Origin of the sequence: Limibacillus sp. MBR-115, assembly GCF_040549425.1 — a bacterium.
In the GTDB taxonomy this organism is placed as follows: domain Bacteria; phylum Pseudomonadota; class Alphaproteobacteria; order Kiloniellales; family CECT-8803; genus Limibacillus; species Limibacillus halophilus.
Map to the genome: position 1 here is coordinate 40,632 of NZ_JBEPTJ010000001.1, position 21,919 is coordinate 62,550.

The 21,919-nt window shown below is 58.6% G+C and carries 21 protein-coding genes and 1 tRNA gene; 5 read left to right on the forward strand and 17 right to left on the reverse strand.

The window, feature by feature from the left end; genetic code table 11:
- Window positions 1-17: 17 nt before the first annotated feature.
- Window positions 18-398 carry a hypothetical protein gene (locus ABIE63_RS00185; RefSeq protein WP_354501596.1) on the forward strand — a complete coding sequence of 127 codons (381 nt, stop codon included), beginning with the start codon at window positions 18-20 and terminating at the stop codon, window positions 396-398.
- Here ABIE63_RS00185 and ABIE63_RS00190 read toward each other — a convergent pair.
- Entirely contained in the window at window positions 388-1,035 is a 648-nt protein-coding gene (locus tag ABIE63_RS00190) for a LysE family transporter (RefSeq protein WP_354501599.1), read from the reverse strand. The two genes, ABIE63_RS00185 and ABIE63_RS00190, sit on opposite strands and share 11 nt — an antisense overlap.
- A gap of 112 nt (window positions 1,036-1,147) precedes the next feature.
- A complete protein-coding gene (locus tag ABIE63_RS00195) occupies window positions 1,148-2,731 on the reverse strand; it encodes a trimethylamine methyltransferase family protein (protein ID WP_354501602.1) in 1,584 nt (527 codons plus the stop codon).
- A 279-nt stretch (window positions 2,732-3,010) separates the two neighbouring features.
- Here ABIE63_RS00195 and ABIE63_RS00200 point away from each other — a divergent pair, with 279 nt between their 5' ends.
- Together ABIE63_RS00200 and ABIE63_RS00205 are read left to right on the forward strand one after the other, a co-directional pair.
- Complete coding sequence (locus ABIE63_RS00200; RefSeq protein ID WP_354501604.1) at window positions 3,011-5,449, forward strand: FAD-dependent oxidoreductase; 2,439 nt, start codon at window positions 3,011-3,013, stop codon at window positions 5,447-5,449.
- An 84-nt stretch (window positions 5,450-5,533) separates the two neighbouring features.
- Window positions 5,534-5,950, forward strand: coding sequence for a GFA family protein (locus ABIE63_RS00205; RefSeq protein ID WP_354501607.1), 417 nt, complete (start codon window positions 5,534-5,536; stop codon window positions 5,948-5,950).
- Here the strand turns inward: ABIE63_RS00205 and ABIE63_RS00210 are convergent.
- From ABIE63_RS00210 to ABIE63_RS00225, 4 genes are all read right to left on the reverse strand, one after another.
- Window positions 5,947-6,975 (reverse strand): permease, encoded by a 1,029-nt coding sequence (locus ABIE63_RS00210; RefSeq protein WP_354501610.1) that lies wholly within the window; start codon window positions 6,973-6,975, stop codon window positions 5,947-5,949. The genes ABIE63_RS00205 and ABIE63_RS00210 overlap by 4 nt on opposite strands.
- Window positions 6,976-7,015: 40 nt before the next feature.
- Window positions 7,016-7,312, reverse strand: a complete 297-nt coding sequence (locus ABIE63_RS00215) for a metalloregulator ArsR/SmtB family transcription factor (RefSeq protein ID WP_354501613.1) — start codon at window positions 7,310-7,312, stop codon at window positions 7,016-7,018.
- A gap of 132 nt (window positions 7,313-7,444) precedes the next feature.
- Window positions 7,445-8,251, reverse strand: a complete 807-nt coding sequence (locus ABIE63_RS00220) for a hypothetical protein (protein WP_354501616.1) — start codon at window positions 8,249-8,251, stop codon at window positions 7,445-7,447.
- Window positions 8,252-8,494: 243 nt separating this feature from the next.
- Window positions 8,495-9,379, reverse strand: a complete 885-nt coding sequence (locus tag ABIE63_RS00225) for a nitrilase-related carbon-nitrogen hydrolase (protein WP_354501618.1) — start codon at window positions 9,377-9,379, stop codon at window positions 8,495-8,497.
- 77 nt (window positions 9,380-9,456) lie between these two features.
- Here ABIE63_RS00225 and ABIE63_RS00230 point away from each other — a divergent pair, with 77 nt between their 5' ends.
- Window positions 9,457-10,152, forward strand: coding sequence for a DUF1194 domain-containing protein (locus tag ABIE63_RS00230; protein ID WP_354501621.1), 696 nt, complete (start codon window positions 9,457-9,459; stop codon window positions 10,150-10,152).
- A 210-nt stretch (window positions 10,153-10,362) separates the two neighbouring features.
- On the opposite strand, the gene ABIE63_RS00235 is transcribed toward ABIE63_RS00230, so the two are convergent.
- The 9 genes from ABIE63_RS00235 to ABIE63_RS00275 all read right to left on the reverse strand — a co-directional run bounded on the left by ABIE63_RS00235 (window position 10,363) and on the right by ABIE63_RS00275 (window position 18,131).
- Window positions 10,363-10,554, reverse strand: coding sequence for a DUF1272 domain-containing protein (locus tag ABIE63_RS00235; RefSeq protein WP_354501623.1), 192 nt, complete (start codon window positions 10,552-10,554; stop codon window positions 10,363-10,365).
- An 18-nt stretch (window positions 10,555-10,572) separates the two neighbouring features.
- Window positions 10,573-10,737: a hypothetical protein gene (locus tag ABIE63_RS00240; protein ID WP_183415243.1), complete on the reverse strand. Its 165-nt coding sequence runs from the start codon at window positions 10,735-10,737 to the stop codon at window positions 10,573-10,575.
- A gap of 18 nt (window positions 10,738-10,755) precedes the next feature.
- Complete coding sequence (locus ABIE63_RS00245; RefSeq protein WP_354501626.1) at window positions 10,756-11,928, reverse strand: isovaleryl-CoA dehydrogenase; 1,173 nt, start codon at window positions 11,926-11,928, stop codon at window positions 10,756-10,758.
- Between the two features lie 92 nt (window positions 11,929-12,020).
- On the reverse strand, window positions 12,021-12,638 hold the full coding sequence (locus tag ABIE63_RS00250; RefSeq protein ID WP_354501629.1) for a glutathione S-transferase family protein: 618 nt from the start codon (window positions 12,636-12,638) through the stop codon (window positions 12,021-12,023).
- 28 nt (window positions 12,639-12,666) lie between these two features.
- Window positions 12,667-13,125: a PaaI family thioesterase gene (locus tag ABIE63_RS00255; RefSeq protein WP_183415246.1), complete on the reverse strand. Its 459-nt coding sequence runs from the start codon at window positions 13,123-13,125 to the stop codon at window positions 12,667-12,669.
- A complete protein-coding gene (locus ABIE63_RS00260; RefSeq protein ID WP_354501633.1) occupies window positions 13,122-14,090 on the reverse strand; it encodes an ornithine cyclodeaminase family protein in 969 nt (322 codons plus the stop codon). Before ABIE63_RS00260 ends, ABIE63_RS00255 begins: the two co-directional genes overlap by 4 nt.
- 51 nt (window positions 14,091-14,141) lie before the next feature.
- Window positions 14,142-15,572, reverse strand: coding sequence for a magnesium transporter (gene mgtE, locus ABIE63_RS00265; RefSeq protein WP_354501636.1), 1,431 nt, complete (start codon window positions 15,570-15,572; stop codon window positions 14,142-14,144).
- 19 nt (window positions 15,573-15,591) lie between these two features.
- Complete coding sequence (locus tag ABIE63_RS00270) at window positions 15,592-17,877, reverse strand: NADP-dependent malic enzyme (protein WP_354501639.1); 2,286 nt, start codon at window positions 17,875-17,877, stop codon at window positions 15,592-15,594.
- A 167-nt stretch (window positions 17,878-18,044) separates the two neighbouring features.
- Window positions 18,045-18,131, reverse strand: a tRNA-Leu gene (locus ABIE63_RS00275).
- A gap of 110 nt (window positions 18,132-18,241) precedes the next feature.
- Between ABIE63_RS00275 and lipB the strand changes: the two genes are divergently transcribed.
- Window positions 18,242-18,925, forward strand: a complete 684-nt coding sequence (lipB, locus tag ABIE63_RS00280) for a lipoyl(octanoyl) transferase LipB (protein WP_354501642.1) — start codon at window positions 18,242-18,244, stop codon at window positions 18,923-18,925.
- Here lipB and ABIE63_RS00285 read toward each other — a convergent pair.
- Window positions 18,922-20,169: an FAD-dependent oxidoreductase gene (locus tag ABIE63_RS00285; RefSeq protein ID WP_354501644.1), complete on the reverse strand. Its 1,248-nt coding sequence runs from the start codon at window positions 20,167-20,169 to the stop codon at window positions 18,922-18,924. The genes lipB and ABIE63_RS00285 overlap by 4 nt on opposite strands.
- Window positions 20,170-20,208: 39 nt before the next feature.
- The gene (locus tag ABIE63_RS00290; RefSeq protein ID WP_354501646.1) at window positions 20,209-21,822 is read right to left on the reverse strand and encodes an NAD(P)/FAD-dependent oxidoreductase; all 1,614 of its coding nucleotides are present in this window, start codon (window positions 21,820-21,822) and stop codon (window positions 20,209-20,211) included.
- Between the last annotated feature and the right edge of the window lie 97 nt (window positions 21,823-21,919).

Consider the following 21,919-nt stretch of genomic DNA (forward strand, 5'->3'; position numbering starts at 1 on the left):
CGAAAGGAGATCATCAAGTGGAAACGAAGCCTTTCATGATCTTGGTAGCGGGATTCCTCCTTGCCAACTCTGCTTTCGCCCAGGAGCAAAAGCTGACGGCCGGTCAGATCACTGAGGTTTTGACGGGCAATACCGCAGTCGGCGTGATCGGCGGCAAACCCTACCGACAGTTCTTCGATGCGGACGGTCGCACTTGGTATGTGCCGGACGGCGAGCCCGCCGACCTTGGTAAATGGCGAAGCGATCCGGCCAGCAACCAGTACTGTTCCTGGTGGGAGCGCGGGGGTTGGAGTTGCTACGACGTTTTTGCCGAAGGCAATGCCATTGCATGGGTAACACCGGATGGGAAAACCCGCTACGACGCCAAGGTGGTTTCGGGGCAGCAAGTCACTTGGTAGAAGCTGCGAAGGGGTCGCCCCACAGGAAGCTACCCAGCGCATAGAGGCCAAAGCTGATGATAAGCAGAGCGGCACCATAGTGAATCCGCCGCATCCAGCCGGATGTCACCTTCTCACGCAACAGCAATACCAGTCCCCCCAAGCCCAGCCACCACGCAGCAGACCCCAGAAAAACGCCTGTGACTATGATTACACCGGCTTGGAGTCCAGCATCGGCGGACGAAAGCCCCACCGCGGCAAAGATGGCGGCGAACGACAGCAGTGTGATCGGGTTGGCGAGAGTGAGGAGCAGCGCCGAGGAAAAGGCCCAGGTCAAACTCCGGTTTCCCTCATAGCCCCGACGTTCCCGCGGGCCACGTAACCAACTCGCAACACCGAGGGCGAGCAGAAAGAGGCCGCCGCCTAAGCGAACCCAATCCTGTTGTTCCAAAAGCCAATCACCCAGCGCCGTCAGCCCAAAAGCAGCGATCGCGCCATATAGCGCGTCGGCTATTGCTGCCCCCAAGCCGGATGACAAGCCCAACCAGGGTCCACCGCTAAGGGTCCGACGCACGCAAAGCACACCGACAGGGCCAACGGGAGCCGCGATGCCCATGCCGACGATCACGGCCTTGAGGAACAGATAACCTTCACCCAACCGTGCTTGCCCCTTGTCTGCCTGTAGGCTTTCTCACAGCTAAGCATGCCTGACCGGGCTCGCTTTTAGAAGCAAGTCCGGCCCCTGGGGCAAAAAAGCGTCGCGGAGAAGCTCAGGCAAAGGCGTCCGGCATGGACTCCTTCGCTTTCGCGATGAAGCTGTTCAAGGCTTCGTCGACCGCCGGATCAAGCACTGGTGCTTCGTACTCCTCCAGCATCTTACGGACGAGATTGTTCGTGCGCTGTGCCGCGTCCAGGCTGCCTTCGGCCAACCACTGCTCGTAGGAGTTGTTGTCGGCAACGTTGGAACGGTAGAAGGCCGTCTCGAAATTAGCCTGCGTATGAGCACAGCCCAGGAAATGCTGGCCGGGCCCAACCTCACGGATTGCATCCATCGCCTGCCCGTTCTCGGAAAGATCGGGGCCTTCCGCGAAGGTTTGCATCATGCCGAGCTGGTCAGCGTCCATGACCAACTTCTCGAAAGAGGAAACCAGGCCGCCCTCCAGCCATCCTGCCGCATGGAGGACAAAGTTGACGCCTCCCAAAACCGTGGGCTGCAGGGTCGCTGCACTTTCATAGGCGGCCTGCGCGTCCGGCAGTTTGGAACCGCAGAGCGATCCGCCCGAGCGGAAAGGAATGCCAAGACGGCGGGCAAGGGCAGCACAGCCATAAAGCACCATGGCGGGTTCCGGTGTTCCGAAAGTGGGCGCGCCGGACTGCATCGACATGGAGGAAGCAAAGCTGCCAAAAACGCAAGGCGCGCCGGGGCGCACAAGCTGCGCTAACGCTATGCCTGCCATCGCCTCGGCCAAGGTCTGTGCCATCACGCCGGCTGGCGTGCAAGGCGCCATGGCGCCCGACAGGATAAAGGGCGTGACAATGACGGCCTGATTGTGACGGGCGTAAACCTTCAAGGCGCCAAGCATGGTGCCATCGAAGGTCATGGGCGAGTTGGCGTTGATCAAGTTGATCATCACCGTGTTGTTTTCAACGAAGTCATCACCGAAAACGATCTTTGCCAATGCGACCGAATCTTCCGCTCGCTCGGGCGCCGTGACGGATCCCATGAAGGGTTTGTCGGAGTATCTGATATGGCTGTAGACCATATCCAGATGCCGCTTGTTGACCGGCACGTCGACCGGTTCACAGACCGTACCGCCGGAGTGGTGCAGCGCCGGGCTCATGTAGGCGAGCTTGACCAGGTTCTGGAAGTCCTCAATCGTCGCATAGCGGCGCTCGCCGTTCAGATCGCGAACGAAGGGAGGACCATAGACTGGTGCGAAGACGGTGGCGTTACCACCAATCGTCACGCTGCGCTCCGGGTTCCTGGCATGTTGGGTAAAGGTAGCCGGTGCATTCTCGCGAATGATCTTGCGACAAAAGCCGCGCGGGAACCGCACTCTCTCTCCCTGCACATCGCAACCAGCCTCTTTCAAAATCTGAAGGGCCTCGGCGTCATCGCGAAACTCGATACCGACCTCTTCCAGGATGATGTCGGCATTTTGCTCGATAATGGCGAGCCCCTCCTCGCTCAGAATCTCGAAGGGCGACAGCTTGCGCTCAATGAACCTGCGCTGCTTGATGCCGCCACCGGTGCGAAGGGCACGCCGCGCTTCTCTACCGCCACCGCCGCCACCTCGACCGCGCCTTGCGCCGCCGCTTGCCGATTCGCCGGATAGTTCAGTGGGATCACTCATAACGCCTGTCCTCTATTGGGAGAATGTTTCGCGCGGATTATCCATGCCCAACCCACTATAACACTTGCGAGGCTGCGACCCGACTAGGAGGAAAAGCGGCGTTGCTTACGCATAACGAAGCGGCGACCGGGGGCAACGTACCCTTCTTTCAAAGGCCCCTTTCTCCTGTATGTCGGAAATTGCTAGCGGCGCGTCGCAAATTGCCTGGACGGCCGAGCAGCATTTGCCGATTGTCTGCCTGAAAGAATATTCTGATTAAGTCAATCGGGGGAAGCACCCATGAAGTCTCACGCGCGTGTAGTTGTAATTGGTGGCGGCGTCGTCGGCGTCTCGACTCTCTATCACCTTGCTAAAAAGGGTTGGAGCGACGTGGTGCTTTTGGAGCGGCGAGAGCTAACGTCGGGTTCCACATGGCACGCCGCCGGCTTGCTACCGCTTTTCAACATGAGCTATTCGGTGGGCCAGATTCACAAATACTCGGTTCGCTTCTATCAGGAGTTAGAGGAAGAAACCGGCCAGAACGTCGGCTTCAAAAAAGTCAGTAACATCCGGCTGGCCACCAACCGAGACCGCATGGATGAATACCTCCAGTATGCGGGCGTGGCGGCCACCATCGGTGTCAAAGTGAATGTTTTGACGCCTGAGCAGGTCAAGGAAATCTGGCCGCTGTGCGACACCGACGGCTTGATTGGCGCGATTCAGCACCCCGATGACGGTTACATCCAGCCTGCGGATCTGACTCAAGCCCTGGCCAAAGGCGCGCGGACGCTGGGTGCCGAGATCAACCGCCACACGACCGTGACCGGCATCAAAAAGCTCCCGTCGGGCGAGTTCGAAGTCCAGACTGACAAAGGCAACATTGTCTGCGAGCACGTCGTCACCGCATCGGGCAGCTTCGCCCGCCAGACCGGCCGGATGGTAGGTTTGGATGTTCCCGTCATCCCCGTTGAGCATCAGTACATCGTGACCGAGCCTCACGAAGCGATCCTGAAGCGCCGCGAACAGGGGTTGCCGGAAATGGGCGTGCTGCGCGAATCCGATGGCTCCTGGTACATGCGCGAGGAGCGTGGCGGCCTCATTCTGGGTCCCTACGAGGTCGGCGCTCCGGCCTGTTATGTCGACGGGCCGGGTGAGGATTGCGAGTATGAGCTTTTCCAAGAGGATCTGGAGCGCCTTGAGCCGCATATCGAGTCGGCAATTCACCGCGTTCCCGCCTTCGGAGAGGTCGGTGTCAAACAGGTTTACAATGGCGCCATCTGCTATACGCCCGATGGCAGCCCCATCATTGGTCCGGCTTGGGATCTCAAGAACTTCTGGCTGAACGAGGGCCATAGCTTCGGGATCACCGCCGCGGGCGGGGCTGGCTGGCAGCTTGCGGAATGGATCGTCGAAGGCGAACCGACTATCGACATGCTGGGTGTGGACCCACGGCGCTTCGGCGACTACGCCACCAAGTCATACCTCATCACGAAGAATGAGGAAGCCTACGCCAGTGTCTTCACGACCCACTTTCCCGATGAGGAGCGCGAGGCAGCCAGACCGCTGCGCCGCACGCCGGTTTATGACCGCCTGAAGGACTTGGGTGCCGTTTTCGGCCAGTCTTTTGGTTGGGAACGCGCCAACTGGTTTGCGCCGGAGGGCGTCGAGCCACAAGACGATTGGTCGTTCCGCCGCTCGGCCTATTTCAAACATGTCGGCGCAGAATGCACCAATGTGATGGAAAACGTCGGCCTGCTTGATCTCTCAGGCTTTGCCAAGGCGCGAATTTCCGGCCCTGGTGCGGAGGCATTCCTGGACAATCTCGTGGCCAACAAGCTGCCGAAGAAAATCGGCCGTATCGCTTTGGCCCACGCACTCAACACCCGCGGCGGCGTGCATTCCGAGTTCACCATCATGCGCGAGAGCGAGGACAGCTTCTATGCGATCTCCGCCGGTGGCTTTCAGCGGCTGGACCACGACTGGGTGAAGAAGCACATGCCGGACGACGGCTCGGTGCGGTTCGACCATCTGACAAACTCAATTGGCGTACTGGTGTTGACCGGGCCAAAGGCCAGACAATTGATGGAGCGCGTTTCGCCCCGCACCGATTTCTCGAATGCGGCTTTTCCATGGTTGAGCGGTCAGGATATCGAGGTTGGTTGGGCCCCTTGCCGGGCCATTCGCGTCAACTTCGTCGGTGAATTGGGTTGGGAGTTACATCACCCGATCGAGTACCAAATCCATATCTTCGACACCTTGATGAAGGCCGGTGCCGATCTTGGCATCAAGCCCTTCGGTATCCGTGCCATGGATTCGCTGCGTCTTGAGAAGTCCTACCGTCTACCGGGCCGCGAACTATCCATCGAATACGCCGCTTTTGAGTCGGGACTGCACCGCTTCGTTCATCCGAACAAGGGCGATTTCATCGGACGCGACGCTCTGGTCGCCTGGCAGCAGAAGGGGTTCGACAACGCCTTTGCCACACTGGAAGTACACGATATCACGGACGCCGATCCGGTCGGCAACAACCCGATTTTCAAGGATGGGAAAATGATCGGGCGCGCCACGTCAGGCGGCTATGGCTTCCGCATCCAGAAAACCTTGATGCTGGCCATGCTTCGCCCGGACCTGGCGGAGCCCGGAACAGAACTGGAAGTCGATATCCTGGGCACCAAGCATCGCTGCACCGTGTTGGAGGAAAGTCCTTACGATCCGCAAAACGCCTGTTTGCGGGCCTAACAGCGGTAGTGGAAAGACGACGGTAAAAAAAGGCCCCTTGGAAAGCGATGATCCAAGGGGCTTTTTTACTTTTGGAGGCACATAGTGGCTAAAACAGAAACTAACCGGGGGGCCTGCCTGTGCGGCGCGGTTTCCTATCAGGTCCTCGGGCCATTGCGCCCGGTCGTCGCCTGTCACTGCAACCAGTGTCGCCGAACCAGCGGACACCACGTTGCGGCTACCAGTGCGAACCGTGGCGACCTGCGGATTACGGGTGAGGATGCTATCACTTGGTTTACCTCCTCACCCGGCATAAGGCGCGGTTTCTGCCGGTTTTGCGGCTCTAACCTCTTTTGGGATAACCAAGCCCGTCCATCGGTCTCGATAATGTCGGGAACTCTGGATAGGCCGACCAACCTCACTCTGATCGGCCATATCCATACCGCTTCGAAAGGTGATTACTACGAGATCGCCGATGGTTTGCCCAGCCATCCCCATGACGATCATTCACTCACGCCTTAGACCACCAGATTGTATATCAGGCCACTGGCTAGCGACGCAGTGAGAGCCAGCACAAGGTAGAGTAGGAACAAACGCACCCTGACCAGAGCGAAGACCGCCATGGCAGCCGGGATGCTGGTGATACCGCCCGCAACCAAAAACGCCAGCCCCGCGCCCGGTTGCATGCCCTGACCAATCAATCCAGCCACCAGCGGCAAAGCCGCATAGCCGTTCAGGTAGGCAGGGACGCCCACCAATGTTGCCAGCACGACGGGTTGGACTCCGCTGCCGCCCAGAACCTGGGAAATCAGATCGCCGGGTAGATAAACGAGCATCAAGCTCTCCAGCAAAAAGGCTAAGGTCAGCCACTTCCCGAGGAACAGCGTGTTATCAAGAGCGCTCGTCGCAAAGCGGCCGCGACGTTCCTTTTCCTGCCAGAAAGCCCAGTTCGGCTTTCCCGCCCGCGCAAGCGGGCTGCCACATCCGGTGTTACAACCGGCACCTTGCTTGACCTGATCGCGCAAAAATCCGCCTTGCACCACTGCATGAACGAAAAATCCGCCCAAAAGCCCGGCCCCGATCGCGGCCAATGTCTTGGCAACGGCAAAGCCTGTTCCCAAGGTTCCCGCCGTCAACACGAACATGGCAGGGTCAATGACCGGCGACGATAACCAAAAGGCCATTACGGGCGCCAGCGGCACGCCCATTGCCAGCAGAGCTGCGATCAAAGGAATGACACCGCAAGAACAGAAGGGAGAAAGGCCGCCAAAGAATGCAGCCAGAAAAATCATGCTTACGACGCGGCCCTTGAAAACCCCTGCGATCAAGCTGTCTGCCCCACTCGCCTGGGCGTAACCCGCAATCACGACCGAGGCCAGGAGAAAGGGCGATATCCACCACAGGTTTTCCAATGTGAAGGCCGCACTTTCCAAAGCCTGGGGCGAATCTACTACCCACAAAAGAAGCAGCACGCCAACAATCGCGAGGATGACGAGATCGGGCTTACGGAACCCGGCTTTCAACCTCATCATGACTACTTCACTCATTCGATCCTCCTAAGATATTCGAAATAAGAAGACAAAATTTTTACCTGCCACCTGTCCCGATACAGCATTCAGACACCAAGAAGCCGACTGTCTCGTCCATGACGTCATAATCCGCCCGACAGATCAGGACTGTCCCTTGCCTCTCTTGCGTTACCAGACCAACAGCGATCAAGCGGTGCAGATGGTGGGACAGAGTCGAGCGCGCGATTCCGGTCCGTTCCTGCACAGTCCCGACCGGCACACCGTCGCGCCCTGCCTTGACCAACAGCCGGAAGATTTCCAACCGACTGCTGTTACCGAGCGCCTCTAGGCGTTTTGCTGTAATCTCAATCGACATGCCAGGAGTATAGTCAGTCCTTCAAACTTATTCAACGGTATTTCTAGAATAATCGAAATATATTCCAAAAATTGAGGCGCCGCCTCGCCTATGGGCAGAATCCGGCGCCTGATGTCCTGCTGAATGAACCGCTTAGAACTTCATTTTGACCGAGCTTTTTTTGCCCGAAACCACTTCGATCTCTTTTTGAATCTGCTTGCCGCCATTATGACCTACCAAAAGGTAGCGCCCTTCGGGCAAAAGCAACGTGTCCTCACCTGGCGCCTTGGTTACCAAGGGCTCTCCGGAGCCATCGGACCCATAGGGATAAACTTTCCAGATAATGGTGCTATCCGGCTGCGCCCCTTCGGCCACCGTGCTGTAAATACGCATCGTGCCTGCATTGAGGTTGATCGTGTAGTTGTAATCGATCCCGGCCGTCACCTCGATCGTGTGTTTGGCCACAGCATCATGATGCTTGGCTGTCACGACGTAATAACCTTGTGGAAGCGTGAATTGCGATGTCGGCCCTACAGATCGGGCAACCTCCCACCGGTTGCCGCTCGAATCCTTGCCGAAAGTCCAAACAATCCATTCCAGATCATCCTGGATCGGCTTGGCGCCGAAATAGGGAATCAATTCCATGCTGATGCCGCCGGAATTGAAGATCGCCTGATGAAACAGCGGCTCCTTATCCAGCACGACATCCGCCTTGGATTCTGCGCTACCATAAATTGCACTAATCCGATACCGCCCCTTAGGAAGATCGACCTTCAAGGAAGGCCCTATGTGTTCGGCGACTAGCTGGCCCCGCTTCTTGCCGTCGAGGGCAATCACCGCGTAGGCGATGGACTCCTTCAAGGGCGCGGCACCGCGCACCGGAACGGCGCTGACATGCAGTGTTTGTGTTGCTGATACGGCGGCGGTTTGCTGACTCTGAGCGGTTGGAGTCCAGGCCACAGAAGTCAATCCAAGACCAAGGCTAAGGACACAAAAGAATCGTAAAAGTCTACCGAAACCCATGGGTCCGTTGCTCCCGACCGTTTGCAATCACTGGTAGCTTGCCCGCTGGAGGATCCCCGACAGCAAATGTCCTGTTTCGCCGAAGATCAACCGCTGCACACTGCTTCAAGCTACGCCAAGCCAGGGCAAATGCCAAGGAAATCAGAAACTCTCACCTGATTTCCGGCTGATCTTGGCTCTTCAAACCTCCCGGCTTTCCGGCGGCACGCCAACGATATCTTTCTGCCGTTCCAGTTCCCGTCGGATCAGATCAAGGTTACTGTCCCTCAGCGTCGGCAGCAGATATCGCGCGCGCTTTACCTGTTCGTAATCCAGATCAGCCACCAGCAATTCTTCTCCATCGCCTGCTTCCGCCACCGCCTCGCCGTAGGCATCGAGAATACGACTGCCGCCCCAGAACGCCATCCCCGGCTTGCCGCCGCAGTGATTGGCAAAGAGCAGCGGCAGGCCATAGATCATCCCATAGAATTCCAGAGCTTTGCGCCAACCGGTCGGATTTGAGAAATCGCCGCCTAATGCCTCCATTGCCGATGCGACCGGCAGAAGCAATAAGGTAATTCCCTGGACAGCCGCCAGATGGACCAGGGCCGGGTTCCAACAGTCCGCACAAATCAGGACACCGCAACGCCAGCGCCGGTCCTCCAACTCGAAGGATTCGAGATAACGCCCGGCCGCGAAGTGCTTCCCTTCTTCCAGGTTACCGTAAGTCGGCAAATTGAGCTTTCGGTGGATGAAAGCCACGCGGCCACGCTCCAACAGGAATGCACTGTTGTGAAACTGCGCGGCGATGCCCTCCTCCACCAACCCGACGACAACACGCATATCACCCGCTGCTTCGGCCAACCTGACCAACCGGGGATCATCACGCGGCATAGCGACATCCAGCACACGGCCGGCAACCTCGTAACCGCAAAGTGACAACTCGGGAAACAACAAAAGCTCAGCGCCAGCCGCGCGCGCTTTCGAGATCATCTCCAGATGTTTCTCCAGGTTCTCCGCCAACGCCCCTGGGTGACACTCAATCTGGGCGACGGCAACGGTCATACCGTTGGATCTTTGATTCATAGGCGGCCTATTCTGGGTTACGGCTTGTAACGGCTCTCAAGAACTTTGTTGTGCTATCATGCCTCATGGCAAGTCCGTTGAAGTTAGTTCTGCTGATTTTTCTACTCGTTTCTCTCCCCGGGTCTTTCATTGGGCGTGGGCAGACGCCAGCCTCGACCGGCGAAGCCGACCTCGAGTTGGTATTGGCGGTTGATTGTTCCAGCAGTGTGGACGCTCTCGAGTATCAGCTTCAAATGGAAGGCCTGTCCCAGGCCTTTAGCCATCCATCGGTACTAAAGGCCATCGAGGCCCATGCCGCGCGCGGCATCGTGGTGACACTGGTGCAGTGGGCTGGAGCGGACGCGCAACGCCAGGTCATTGACTGGCAGCGCCTACGAAGTCGCAAAGATGCCCTTGCGTTATCGCGCCTCTTAGCCGCCACCCCGCGCCAGATCAGCGGTCCGACAGCTGTCGGCGATGTCATTGATTTTTCCGCACGCTTGCTGCTTACAAACGCCTGGGCGGGGAAACGTCAAGTCATCGACGTATCGGGCGATGGTCGCCATAACGAAGGCGAGGCGCCGCCTTTCGCACGGGCACGCGCCACGAAAAACGGTATCGTCATCAATGGACTGGCGATCTTGAACGAGGAAAAAAACCTGGACCGGTACTACGCGGTTGGCGTGGTTGGTGGACCTGGATCTTTTCTGGAGATCGCGAACGACTACGAGGCTTTCGCTATCGCCATTCGGCGCAAGCTACAGCAGGAAATATCCGGTGTGCCGATTAGCTGAGACCAGGGTTCAGAAGCGAATGCCAACGCCCCAGGAATGAAGTCCCCCGGACCCACCCTCGGCGCGGGCACGTAGGCTCTCGCAAGCTGAGAGACTGCTGAGAACAGCCAGCGAAAGAACAAGCAAAAGGGTGTTTCTACGCAGCCCAGTAAGGTTCATGGACTATCATGTGGTTGCTGATATTCCCTGAAGCAATAGAAACAGTGAAAATCAAGCTGTAAGCGATTTCGCCTGTCGCCTGGGCCGGGTCACGAGTTCGCCGCCGCAGTTCGGGCAACGCATCTCCATCTCGACACTGCAGGCCGGGCAGAAGGTGCATTCGAACGAGCAGATAAGCGCATCGTCACCGTGCCCCAGGGCCTTTTCGCAACGCTCGCAAGCGGGTTTCATCTGTAGCGCCATAGCGTTATTCCTTCGGCGCTAGAATCCGAAAACCGCCAGCAAGATCAGCAGTGTCAGCAATGCCAGCATGCCTACCAGCCGTAGACTGAAGAATTCACGCCTAGCCTCCTCTTCTTCCTCCTCGGCTTCGTGCTCGAGCTCTTCGATCTCTTCGGGGGTCTTGTCATCCAAGGAATTACTCATAACGCATCTCCCCTATTCTCAGGCGGTTTGTTCGAACAACTCCCGACCAATCAACCAACGGCGAATCTCCGAGGTTCCGGCGCCGATCTCATAGAGCTTAGCATCACGCAGCAAACGCCCCGTGGGATAGTCATTTATGTAGCCGTTGCCACCCAGGCACTGGATCGCCTCAAGTGACATCCACGTTGCCTTCTCCGCAGCGTAGAGAATGGCTCCTGCCGCATCCATGCGTGTCGTCTCACCGCGGTCGCAGGCTTTCGCAACCGAATAGACGTAAGCCTTGCAGGCGTTCATGGTCGTGTACATGTCGGCGAGTTTTCCCTGCATCAACTGGAACTCGCCAATAGCTTGGCCAAACTGCTTGCGCTCGTGCAGGTATGGGATCACCACATCCATGCAGGCTTGCATGATTCCCAATGGCCCCGCCGCGAGCACAACTCGCTCGTAATCCAAACCGCTCATCAGCACTTTCACACCGCCACCCACGGTGCCCAGCACATTCTCCGCCGGCACCTCGCAGTCCTCGAAAACGAGTTCGCAGGTCGGCGATCCGCGCATGCCAAGCTTGTCGAGTTTCTGCGCCACTCGGAACCCCTTGAACCCCTTCTCGACAATGAAAGCGGTTATTCCCCGCGACCCTGCTGCGGGATCTGTCTTCGCATAGATTACCAGCACTTCGGCCTCGCTGGAGTTGGTGATCCACATCTTGGTGCCATTCAAAATCCAACGATCACCCTTCCTCTCAGCGCGGGTGCGCATGGAAACGACATCCGAGCCGGAGCCCGGCTCGCTCATCGCCAAAGCACCCACGTGCTCGCCGGACACCAGCTTTGGCAGGTAGCGCAGTTTTTGCTCGTCGTTGCCATTTCGCCGTATCTGGTTGATGCAGAGGTTGGAGTGCGCGCCGTAGCTCAACCCGATCGAGGCGGACGCACGGCTTACCTCCTCAACGGCAATGCAATGTTCAAGATAACCCAGACCGCTTCCGCCGTAGGTCTCCTCCACGGTGACGCCATGCAGGCCCACTGCCCCCATCTTAGGCCACAAGTGGCGAGGGAATTCATCCGTCCGGTCGATCTCCGCGGCCAGAGGTGCGATTTCATCCGCGGCGAAGCTCATGACGCTGTCGCGTAACATTTCTGCGGTATCGCCTAGCTCAAAATCCAGTCCCGGCAATTGATTCGGTAGCATTCAAGTCTCCGTTGTGCGGCTCGATTACATTCGTTCTTCAGGATAGGACCGATGAGGAAAAAACCAAAGGCTTGGATAATGCTGCCCCAAGCTCAGAAATTCTGCGCCCACAAGGCCGCCAAGCGCGGGCGGGACGCGACGGCGGCATGCAGCCGCGCCAACTTCGGGCGCGTGGCAAAGAGCTGCGGCTTATCCCAGTGCCATTCCGTCAGCATGGCGATGTAAGGATCGCCGATGGAAAAGCTTTGTCCCAACAGAAAGGGGCCGTCACCAAGTGCCGCTTCCAAGATATCGCATGCCCGGTGGAAAGCCTCGGCAGCAGCTGCTTTGACACCTTCTACGCCGTCTTTATCGCAGGTGTAACGATGCGGGTAGAAATAGTGTAGATCCGCTTCGTACAAGTTTGCCGAAGCAAAAAACAACCAGCGCAACAAGGACGCCTTTTCCGGCGACCCTGCCGGCGGCAGAAGCAGGCCCTTTCCGTAGGTCTCCGCCAGATATAGCGCGATTGCCGCACTCTCGGTCACTACCGTTCCATCATCCAGAACCAAGGCCGGTATCTGCCCACGCGGGTTGACCGCCAAGTAGCTCGGAGCGCTCTGCTCATGTTTGGCTACCTCAACAATTTCCCGCTCGCAAACAAGGTCCAACTCCGCCAGAACGGCTTCGACCACGAATGACCCCATCCCGGGTGCGTAATACAGCTTCACTCTTGCCCTCCGGGAATCAAGGTTTTTGCTAGCTTGGCCTCGGCTCTTTACGTCGATCGAGCCTGATCAAGGTTTGTTGCATCTTTGCACAAAGCGTGACTTCTTCTTTCTGCACCGCATGAATTTCAACATCACAGACGGTTAGGGTTCGGCCCGGCTTCACGACATAGCCGATCGCCACCAATTTATCGCCGAATGCAGGCGCCAGAAGATTGATTTTGAACTCCACCGTCAGAACGCCCGAGCCCGGCGGAAATAGGGTGTAAGCAGCGTAACCGCCTGCTGAATCCGCGATCGTGCTGGTTATCCCGGCGTGAAAATATCCGTTCTGCTGACAGAGGTCGGATCGGTAGGGCAGGCTGATTTCCGCCAAGCCCGCATCGACCCGTGTCAGTTCGGCGCCGATCAGCGACATAACCGTTTGTTGTCGGAATGAGTTTGTTACTCTTTGCCGGAAATCCGGATCTATGGGTTTATGAGTCTTCATGCGACACCCTCTTCGGAAGCGCGCGTAATCGCATGGCGCGCGGTCATCAAATCCAAATGCCCTCCGCCACCATTCTTGAAGATTGTAATTTCCTCGGCGGTTTGTCGCCCCGGCGCCTCGCCGCGGCAAAGATCGACCAGATCGGCAAGAACATCGGATTCCGCGATGACACCCGTCCGCAGTGGAATCATCAGTTCACCGATATGCTTGATCGTGGTGTCTCTCGAATCGACGAACAAGCGTCCCCGCCGCAACGCTTCGTCATCCGCTTCCCTCATCTCGGCCGTGTAAGCACCTATCAGATCGAGGTGCGTGCCCGGCCTCAGCCAAGCACCCGAAACAACCGGTGTCTGGCTCATGGTCGCGCAGCAAACCAGGTCCGCCTCGCCGACCGCCGCTTCCAGATCGTCGACCCGGCTGAAAGATACACCCGAGACTTCGGTCGACAGGCGGGCGACGAGATCGTCGGCCCGGCCCGCCGAGCGGTTGAAGATCGATACGCGCCTCAGCGACGGCCTGACCGACAGGTGAGCCTTGATCAGCTCCGGCGCCATCGAACCGGCGCCAACCATGACCATGTGCTCCACATCGTCGCGTGCAAGAAAGGAAGCGCCCAGCGCGCTATCCGCAGCGGTCTTGCGCCATGTCAGGACGGTGCCGTCCATGACCGCCTGTGGCGAACCGTTTGTACCATCAAAAAGAACGTAAAGGGCCTGAATGGACGGTAAATCAGAGCCGTCCTTCCCATTGTTCGGGAAGATTGTCGCCAACTTTACGCCCAAGGCTTTACCCTGCTGCCAAGCCGCCCGGTTCAGGATCCTATCCACGCCACCGGCAACGGCCGGCTGCTCCAGCAACATGTCCTCCAAGACCTCGGGCGGCACTTTATGCATGTCTCTAAGTGCTGGAACGAGGGTTTCGTATGTCAAAAGGTGATTCAGTTTTTCATCTGTCAAATACAGCAACGTAATCTCTCCCCAATTCCGAGGATTTCACGCCTCGGAGCATTCAAATCGTTACGTCAACATCAACGCCGCCAGTCCCAGGAAAGCCAGGAATCCGACAACGTCGGTAACCGTAGTCAAGAACACACTCGAGGCCACGGCCGGATCAATCTTCAGGCGTTCGAGGCCGAGCGGAATCAAGGTACCAAAAAGAGCGGCGACCACAAGGTTGAGAACCATGGCCACGCCGATAATCAACCCAATCATGGCGCTGTCGAACCAGAGCCAGGCGACCAACCCCATGACCAACGCAAAAATAACACCGTTGGCTGCCCCGACGATCACTTCCTTACCCACGAACCTCAGCGCGTTCCAAGGGCCCAGATCGCGCATCGCTATCGCACGTACGGCAACGGTCAGCGTTTGGGTTCCGGCATTTCCACCCATGGAGGCGACAATCGGCATGAGAACCGCCAGCGCCACAACCTTTTCAATGGTGCCGGAGAACAAGCCGATGACCAGTGACGCCAGCACGGCTGTGCCGAGGTTGAGCAACAGCCAGGTAAAACGAGCCTTTGCCGTATCGATCGCTGCGTCATAGAGGTCGGTCTCGGCGACACCGGCCAGCTTCATGATGTCCTCTTCCGCCTCTTCCTCGATAACCAACACCACGTCATCAACGGTAATCGTACCGACAAGGCGACCGGCCGCATCGACGACCGGGGCCGATGCCAGGCCGTACTGACGGAAGATGTAGGCGACATCTTCCTGATCCATCGTCAGCGGAATCGTGCGCAACTCCTGATCCATCAGGTCGCCCAGTTTTTCCGGTCGACGGGCGCCGATGGCGCGGCTCAGCGGAATGATGCCAACCGGCTTGTGCTTTGGGTTGACCACATAGAGATCGTAAAAGATATCCGGCAGATCCTCAGCGGCCCGCAAATAGTCGATTGTCTGACCGATGGTCCAGCTCTGCGGAATCGCGACGAACTCGCGGGCCATCAAGCGACCGGCGGAGTCCTCGGGATAGCTCAAGCCTTCCTGCAGGATGTGCCGGTAGGCCAGCGGCAGAGCCGAAAGGATGTGCTGCTGCGCGTCCTCCTCCAGATCCTCGAAAATCTCAACGGCGTCGTCGCTGTCCAGATGCATCAGCACCCGGGCAAGGTTCTCCGCGCCCAGTTGTTCAAGCACCTCTTCGCGGATCGTGGGCTCCAGATGGCTGAGAACCTCCGGATCGATGGTCGCACCCAGTATCTCGACCAGCAACGTGCGCTCGTCGGCGGAGAGTATTTCGAGAATATCGGCAGCATCGGCCGGGTGCAGCGCATGCACCAGCACTTCTGCCTGCTGCACGTCACCGGCCGCCAAGGCCCCGTGAATTGAACTGATAAGTTCCTCGGGCAGCACGAGGCTACCTTCGGCGGAGGTGTCTATCCCTACGCCAACCTGCTCTTGCGGCGGGTTCTCCTCGGGTCGCTCCTGTTCGGGAGGACGATCAACCATCTACAGCCACCTCCTCCCTTCATTTGCTACTCCGCCTCTCAAGCTGCGCCTGCGCATCGACGGAAGCAACCGCCGTCATGTTCAGGATACCCCTTGCGGTCACGGAGGGGGTTAAAATGTGCGCGGGCTTGCGCGGTCCCAGCAAAATCGGCCCGACCGGCAAGCCGTCTCCCAACGCTTTCATCAGATTGAAGGAAATATTCGCCGCATCCAAGGTCGGCATCATCAATAAGTTTGCCTCTCCCGACAAACGCGAATTCGGAAACATCCTTTCGCGCAAACTCTCGGAAAGGGCCGCATCGGCATGCATTTCCCCTTCCACCTCCAATTCAGGGTGGGTCTCGTGAAGCAGCGCCACGGCACTGCGCATCTTGGTCGCCGTCTCGCTGGGCTCCGCGCCAAAGTTGGAGTGGGAGATCATCGCCACCTTGGGCTCGATGCCGAATCGGCGAACAGCGGCGGCGGCCATCAGCGTGATCTCGACGAACTCCTGGACGTTATGGTCGCCTGCCACGTAAGTATCGCAGATGAAATAGATGCCGCGCGGCAGGATCAGAAGGCTCATGGCCGCGAAGCAATGGGCATCGTCTGCCAATCCGATCACATCGCGAATGTGCTCTACCTGCTTCTTGAAACGCCCTTCCACGCCGCAGATCATGGCGTCCGCATCGCCTTTATGGACAGCCAGGGCGGCGATGACAGAGTTGCGCGTGCGTACGATCGTGCGTGCCACATCGGGGGTCACACCCTTGCGTTCCATCAAGGTGTGATAGCTGGTCCAGTAATCCTTGTAGCGGCTGTCGCTTTCGGGGTTGATAACTTCCAAGTCCTTGTCGAGCTGCAAACGCAGGCCCAACCGCTCAATCCGTGTATGGATAACATCGGGGCGGCCGACAAGGATTGGACGCGCTATACCTTCATCCACTGCGGATTGCACCGCCCGCAAAACGCGTTCGTCCTCGCCTTCGGCATAGATGACCCGCTTGGGATCCTTGCGCGCCTGATCAAAGACCGGCTTCATCACCAGCCCAGAGCGGAAGACAAACTGACTGAGGCTTTCCTTGTAGGCTTCGAGGTCGGCGATCGGTCGCCGTGCAACGCCGCTGTCCATCGCCGCCTTTGCGACCGCCGGTGCGATTTCAACCAACAGCCTGGGGTCGAAAGGCCTTGGAATCAGATATTCCGGCCCGAAAGACCGCGTTTCACCATAGGCGCGCACGACGACCTCGGACGGCTCGGCCATGGCCAAATCGGCCAGCGCCTTGACGCAGGCCAGCTTCATTTCCTCGTTGATCGTCGTGGCGCCTACGTCAAGCGCGCCTTTGAAGATGAAAGGAAAGCAAAGAACGTTATTGACCTGATTGGGGTAGTCGCTGCGTCCGCTGCAGATGATGGCCCCCGGCGAGGCTTCTTTAGCCTCCTCCGGCATGATCTCAGGCGTCGGATTGGCCAACGCCATGATGATCGGTTTGTCGGCCATCTTGCGAACCATGGGCTGGGTAAGTACGCCCGGCGCCGACAGACCGAGGAAAATATCGGCGCCTTCGATAACCTCACCCAGGCTGCGCATATTGCTGGACTGCGCGTAAGCACCCTTCCAGGGGTCCATCTGCTCCGTACGGCCCTCGTAGACCAACCCTACGATGTCGTTGACCCAGATGTTCTCGCGCTTGACACCAATAGCCACCAGCAGGTTGAGGCACGCTATCGCCGCCGCGCCGGCGCCGGACGTCACCAGCTTCACCTCTTCCGGCTTCTTCCCGACCAGCCGCAATCCATTGTAGATCGCTGCTGCGACTATGATGGCCGTACCGTGCTGATCGTCATGGAAAACCGGGATGTTCATGCGCTCACGCAAGCGCTGTTCGATCTCGAAGCACTCCGGCGCCTTTATGTCTTCCAGATTGATGCCGCCGAACGTCGGCTCCAGGGCTGCGACGATATCAACGAAGCGATCCGGGTCGCGCTCATCCACCTCAATATCGAAAACATCTATCCCGGCGAACTTCTTGAAGAGAACGGCCTTGCCTTCCATCACCGGCTTGGCGGCAAGCGGCCCGATCGCGCCCAATCCCAGAACCGCGGTGCCGTTCGTAACCACACCGATCAGGTTTCCCCGGGCGGTGACGCTGGCCACCTGATCCGGGTCATCGACGATCAGTCGGCAGGCTTCCGCGACGCCAGGCGAGTAAGCAAGCGCCAAGTCCGCTTGGTTGGCCAGCGGTTTGGTCGCCTTAATCTCCAGCTTTCCGGGCGGATACTGCCGGTGATAGGCGAGTGCTGCTTCGCGAAAATCCTTTGCCATGAAACCCCCTGCTAACGGTCCGCTGCTGCAGCCTACGAAAGGCGATCAGAACAGCGAGCGATTCGATTGGACGTCTATCATTGCCGGAATCGCATGGCACCTCAAACGAAAGCCCGCCGAAAAAACTCAAGCGGGCCCTGTTCGTGCCGAATTTTGTTCCAGTCAGATGGTGCGGTCGAGAAGACTCGAACTTCCACGGGCTCTCGCCCACAGCGACCTCAACGCTGCGCGTCTACCAATTCCGCCACGACCGCATACCCTGACGCAACCTCCGGCTTGCCAAACGCTTGGCTTACCGTATGGTGACGAGGGAGATAGCAAATGCCCCCCAGGAATTCAAGCTGATACCACCGGTTATTACCGAATGATCGAACAACAAGTAAAAGTTTTCGCCGACACACCGGAGTGGCTGCATACCGATACGCTGGTTCCCTATCCCGACGCGCTGGCCTTCATGGAGCAACGGGTGGCGGAAATCCGCCAGGGAATCGCCCCGGAATGCATCTGGTTGCTGGAACACCCTCCCCTCTACACAGCGGGCACCAGCGCCAATGCCGAGGATCTGCTAGATTCGCGTTTTCCGGTCTATGAAGCCGGTCGCGGCGGCCAGTATACCTACCACGGTCCCGGCCAGCGCGTTGCCTACGTGATGCTGGACCTAAAGCGGCGCGGCCCGGATGTCCGCCGCTACGTCCATAATCTGGAAGAATGGATCATCCGCACGCTCGCGAAGTTCAATGTCGACGGTGAACGGCGCGCCGGGCGCGTCGGAATCTGGATCGATCGCGGGTCAGACGCTCAAGGCCAGCGACGGGAAGATAAGATCGCCGCCATCGGTGTGCGTGTGCGCCGCTGGGTCACCTACCACGGTATTTCCGTCAACCTGGAGCCCGATCTTACTCACTTCGAGGGAATCGTGCCCTGCGGCATCCGCGAGCATGGTGTCACCTCGCTCGTCGATCTGGGGCTTCCGGTAACACTGCAAGACCTGGACGCGGCGTTGAAGCTCAGCTTCGAAGAGGTCTTCGGCGGTTCTGACGGCAATTAGAAGCGATCTGGCCTGTAGGGTGTCATATCGAGCGACATCGGCTTATCAGAAACCATTTCCGCGACCAGTGCGCCGGTCCTGGCCGCAAGCATCAAACCGCAGTGACCATGGCCGAAAGCCAGGAAGGCGTTGGCATGGCGGGGGCTGCGTCCGATCACCGGCAGGGAATCCGGCATCGACGGACGAAAGCCCATCCAGGGTTTGCCGCCCTCTGTGTTGAGATCCGGATACCAGCGCGATACATGGCTTTCCAGAACCTTGGCCCGGTTCCAGTTAGGCGCTGCTTTCAGGCCCCCGAGTTCGACCGTACCCGCCACGCGCAAGCCGTTCTCCAGCGGCGTTGCCACGAATGCGCGCTCGGTTGAGTAAACCGGCAGACGCGGTGCGACGCCGGGCGTTGGATAGGTCATATGGTAGCCACGCTCGGTATCCAATAGGACCGGCGCGCCAAGAGCCTCTGCCAGCGGTTTGGACCAGGCGCCAGCGGCTACGACCACCGCATCACAAGCGACTGTCTCTTTGTCTGTCCGCACCGCGCGAGGTCCCGCCTCACCTATGTCAAAGCCGGACACCTCGGCTTGCAGGTAGCGGCCGCCGCCGCGCTGGAAGGCCTCGGCAAAAGCCCGCACCATGCGGTAGTTGTTGATGGAATAGCCGACCTTCGGATAGTAGACCGCCCGCTTGAAAATTGGCGCAAGACTAGGTTCAAGCTGCCGGATCTCCTCGGCCTGCAGGATTTCGTGCTCGACGCCGCGCCGTTTCTGGATATCCAGATATCGGCTGTCGTTGGCAAAACCCTTTTCCGTCTCGTAAACCCCCATCCAACCGGTGCGCCGGATCATGTCGGGCTCGCCGGCCATTTCCAGCAAAGGATCATAGGCTTCGAAAGTGCCGGCCATCAGCGCTGCCAGAGCCTTGGATATCTCCTCGACGCGCGCCGGGCTGCTGGCCTTTAGGAACTCCACCAGCCAGGGTGCAAGCTGCGGAAGGTAGGACCAGCGCACAGCCAAAGGTCCAAGCGGGTTGAGCAACATCTTCGGCACGCGCCAGAAAATTCCCGGCATGGCGACGGGAGCCACGGATTCCTCGCCGATGACGCTACCGTTGCCGAACGAGGCTCCCTCGGCGGGTCCGTCTTTTTCGACCAGAGTCACATCATGTCCATCACGCAGCAGATAAAGCGCCGTACAAACCCCAATAGCGCCCGCGCCTATGACAACGACTTTCTTCTTCTCTCCCGCCATGACGGGCCTCTCCCTCTACACTCCGCAGCGACAAGTCGCTCAGGCCGATAACTTGCGACGCCTTGCGTCCTTCAGAATTGCGTGGGCGGCGTGATGTCCCGGCAATCCTGAAACGCCGCCACCGGGATGAGCCCCTGATCCGCAGAGATAAAGGCCCGGCAACGGCATACGGTAATCCGCATAACCGGCCGCCGGACGCAAGCTGTAAATCTGATCTAGATGCAATGCACCATGAAAAATATCGCCACCGATCAACCCTAGATCGCGCTCCAAATCCAATGGCGACTTTACCTGGCGGCCGACGACCGCGTTCTTGAAATTGGGCGCGACGGCATCCAGCGTCTCGATGATCGTATCGGCGACCCCTTCCTTCACCGCATCCCATGACTGGCCGCCGGGGAGTTCCGGATTGAAATGCTGGCAGAAAAGGCTGGCGACATGGCAGCCCTCCGGAGCCAGGCTATCGTCCAGAAGCGACGGAATGCACATTGAGATAACGGGCTTCGCCGCCCAGCCCTTCAATCGCGCATCATCGTAGGCCTGCTCGAGGTAGGGGAGCGATGGTGCGACGTTGATGGTGCCGGTCAGATACTTCTCGTCGTCCTCGCCGTTCAGCGAGGCAAAACGCGGTAGCTCAGAGAGCGCAACATTCATGCGGAAAGTACCCGAACGGCAGCGCCACCCGTCCATCCGCCGGCGGAAATCATCGGGCAACAAGGCGCCATCAACCATCTTGCCGAACAGCAGTTTCGGATTGACGTTCGCCGCCACGGCCCGCGCACGAATCACACGTCCGTCCTCCAGCACCACGCCTTTGGCCTGGCCTTGCTCGGTCAGCACCTCACGGACGCCCGCATCGGTCTCGATATCGACATTGTGTGCTCGGCAAGCTTTTGCCATTGCCTGGGTAATGGACCCCATCCCCCCCTTGGCATGGCCCCAAGCACCGGTGCGGCCATTCACCTCCCCGAAGGCGTGATGCAGCAACACGTAGGCGGAGCCTTGCGCATAAGGGCTGACCATATTCCCAATGATGCCCTCAAACCCTAAGTCGCCCTTGATGGGGTCACTTTCGAACCAGCGGTTCAAATAGTCACCGATCGACATTGTGAACAATTCGGCCAAAGCGCCTTGTTTGCTGGTTGAGAGCTTGCGCAATCGGTTGCCTGTCTTCAAACCAATCCAGAGGTCGGCAAGACCGCCGCCCAAGTTTGGCGGCCCCTCGTTCACCACATCGCGCAAGGCTTCGGCCAATTCGCCAAGCAGGCGGTCAAAAGCCTCGTAGGCCCCGGCATCTTCAGTCGAGAACTTCGCGATCTCCCGCTTTGCGATCTCCATGTTGCGGCTGAGCAGCAAGTGCTGACTGTCCGGCAAAGCCGAGAAGGAGCCGGAAGGACGATCCAGGATCGTCAAGCCGTGCTTTGCCAACTCCAAGTCCTTGATGACCTTCGGTGAAAGGAGGCTGACGACGTAAGAGTAAACCGAGTTGCGAAAACCAGGGTGAAACTCCTCGGTGAGCGCTGCGCCACCAACCACGGATTGTCGCTCCACGACCTTCACCCGCAACCCACCGCGTGCCAGATATCCGGCACAAGTCAGACCATTATGCCCGGCTCCAATCACCACGACGTCATATTGCGCATCAGCAGCCAATGGCGGTGCCCTCCTCTGGTATCTCGCTGGACGATCGTTCAGGAAGCACAGAGCCTAGCCGCAGAATGAAGGCGCGGGCAAGCATCGACCTTTGCCC

What these genes read in the sequence shown, in the direction of transcription:
- ABIE63_RS00195 (WP_354501602.1), bottom strand. Translation starts at nt 2,731, where the DNA reads ATGAGTGATCCCACTGAACTATCCGGCGAATCGGCAAGCGGCGGCGCA.
- ABIE63_RS00200 (WP_354501604.1), top strand. Translation starts at nt 3,011, where the DNA reads ATGAAGTCTCACGCGCGTGTAGTTGTAATTGGTGGCGGCGTCGTCGGC.
- ABIE63_RS00210 (WP_354501610.1), bottom strand. Translation starts at nt 6,975, where the DNA reads ATGAGTGAAGTAGTCATGATGAGGTTGAAAGCCGGGTTCCGTAAGCCC.
- ABIE63_RS00215 (WP_354501613.1), bottom strand. Translation starts at nt 7,312, where the DNA reads ATGTCGATTGAGATTACAGCAAAACGCCTAGAGGCGCTCGGTAACAGC.
- ABIE63_RS00225 (WP_354501618.1), bottom strand. Translation starts at nt 9,379, where the DNA reads ATGAATCAAAGATCCAACGGTATGACCGTTGCCGTCGCCCAGATTGAG.
- ABIE63_RS00235 (WP_354501623.1), bottom strand. Translation starts at nt 10,554, where the DNA reads ATGGCGCTACAGATGAAACCCGCTTGCGAGCGTTGCGAAAAGGCCCTG.
- ABIE63_RS00240 (WP_183415243.1), bottom strand. Translation starts at nt 10,737, where the DNA reads ATGAGTAATTCCTTGGATGACAAGACCCCCGAAGAGATCGAAGAGCTC.
- ABIE63_RS00245 (WP_354501626.1), bottom strand. Translation starts at nt 11,928, where the DNA reads ATGCTACCGAATCAATTGCCGGGACTGGATTTTGAGCTAGGCGATACC.
- ABIE63_RS00255 (WP_183415246.1), bottom strand. Translation starts at nt 13,125, where the DNA reads ATGAAGACTCATAAACCCATAGATCCGGATTTCCGGCAAAGAGTAACA.
- mgtE (WP_354501636.1), bottom strand. Translation starts at nt 15,572, where the DNA reads ATGGTTGATCGTCCTCCCGAACAGGAGCGACCCGAGGAGAACCCGCCG.
- ABIE63_RS00270 (WP_354501639.1), bottom strand. Translation starts at nt 17,877, where the DNA reads ATGGCAAAGGATTTTCGCGAAGCAGCACTCGCCTATCACCGGCAGTAT.
- lipB (WP_354501642.1), top strand. Translation starts at nt 18,242, where the DNA reads ATGATCGAACAACAAGTAAAAGTTTTCGCCGACACACCGGAGTGGCTG.
- ABIE63_RS00285 (WP_354501644.1), bottom strand. Translation starts at nt 20,169, where the DNA reads ATGGCGGGAGAGAAGAAGAAAGTCGTTGTCATAGGCGCGGGCGCTATT.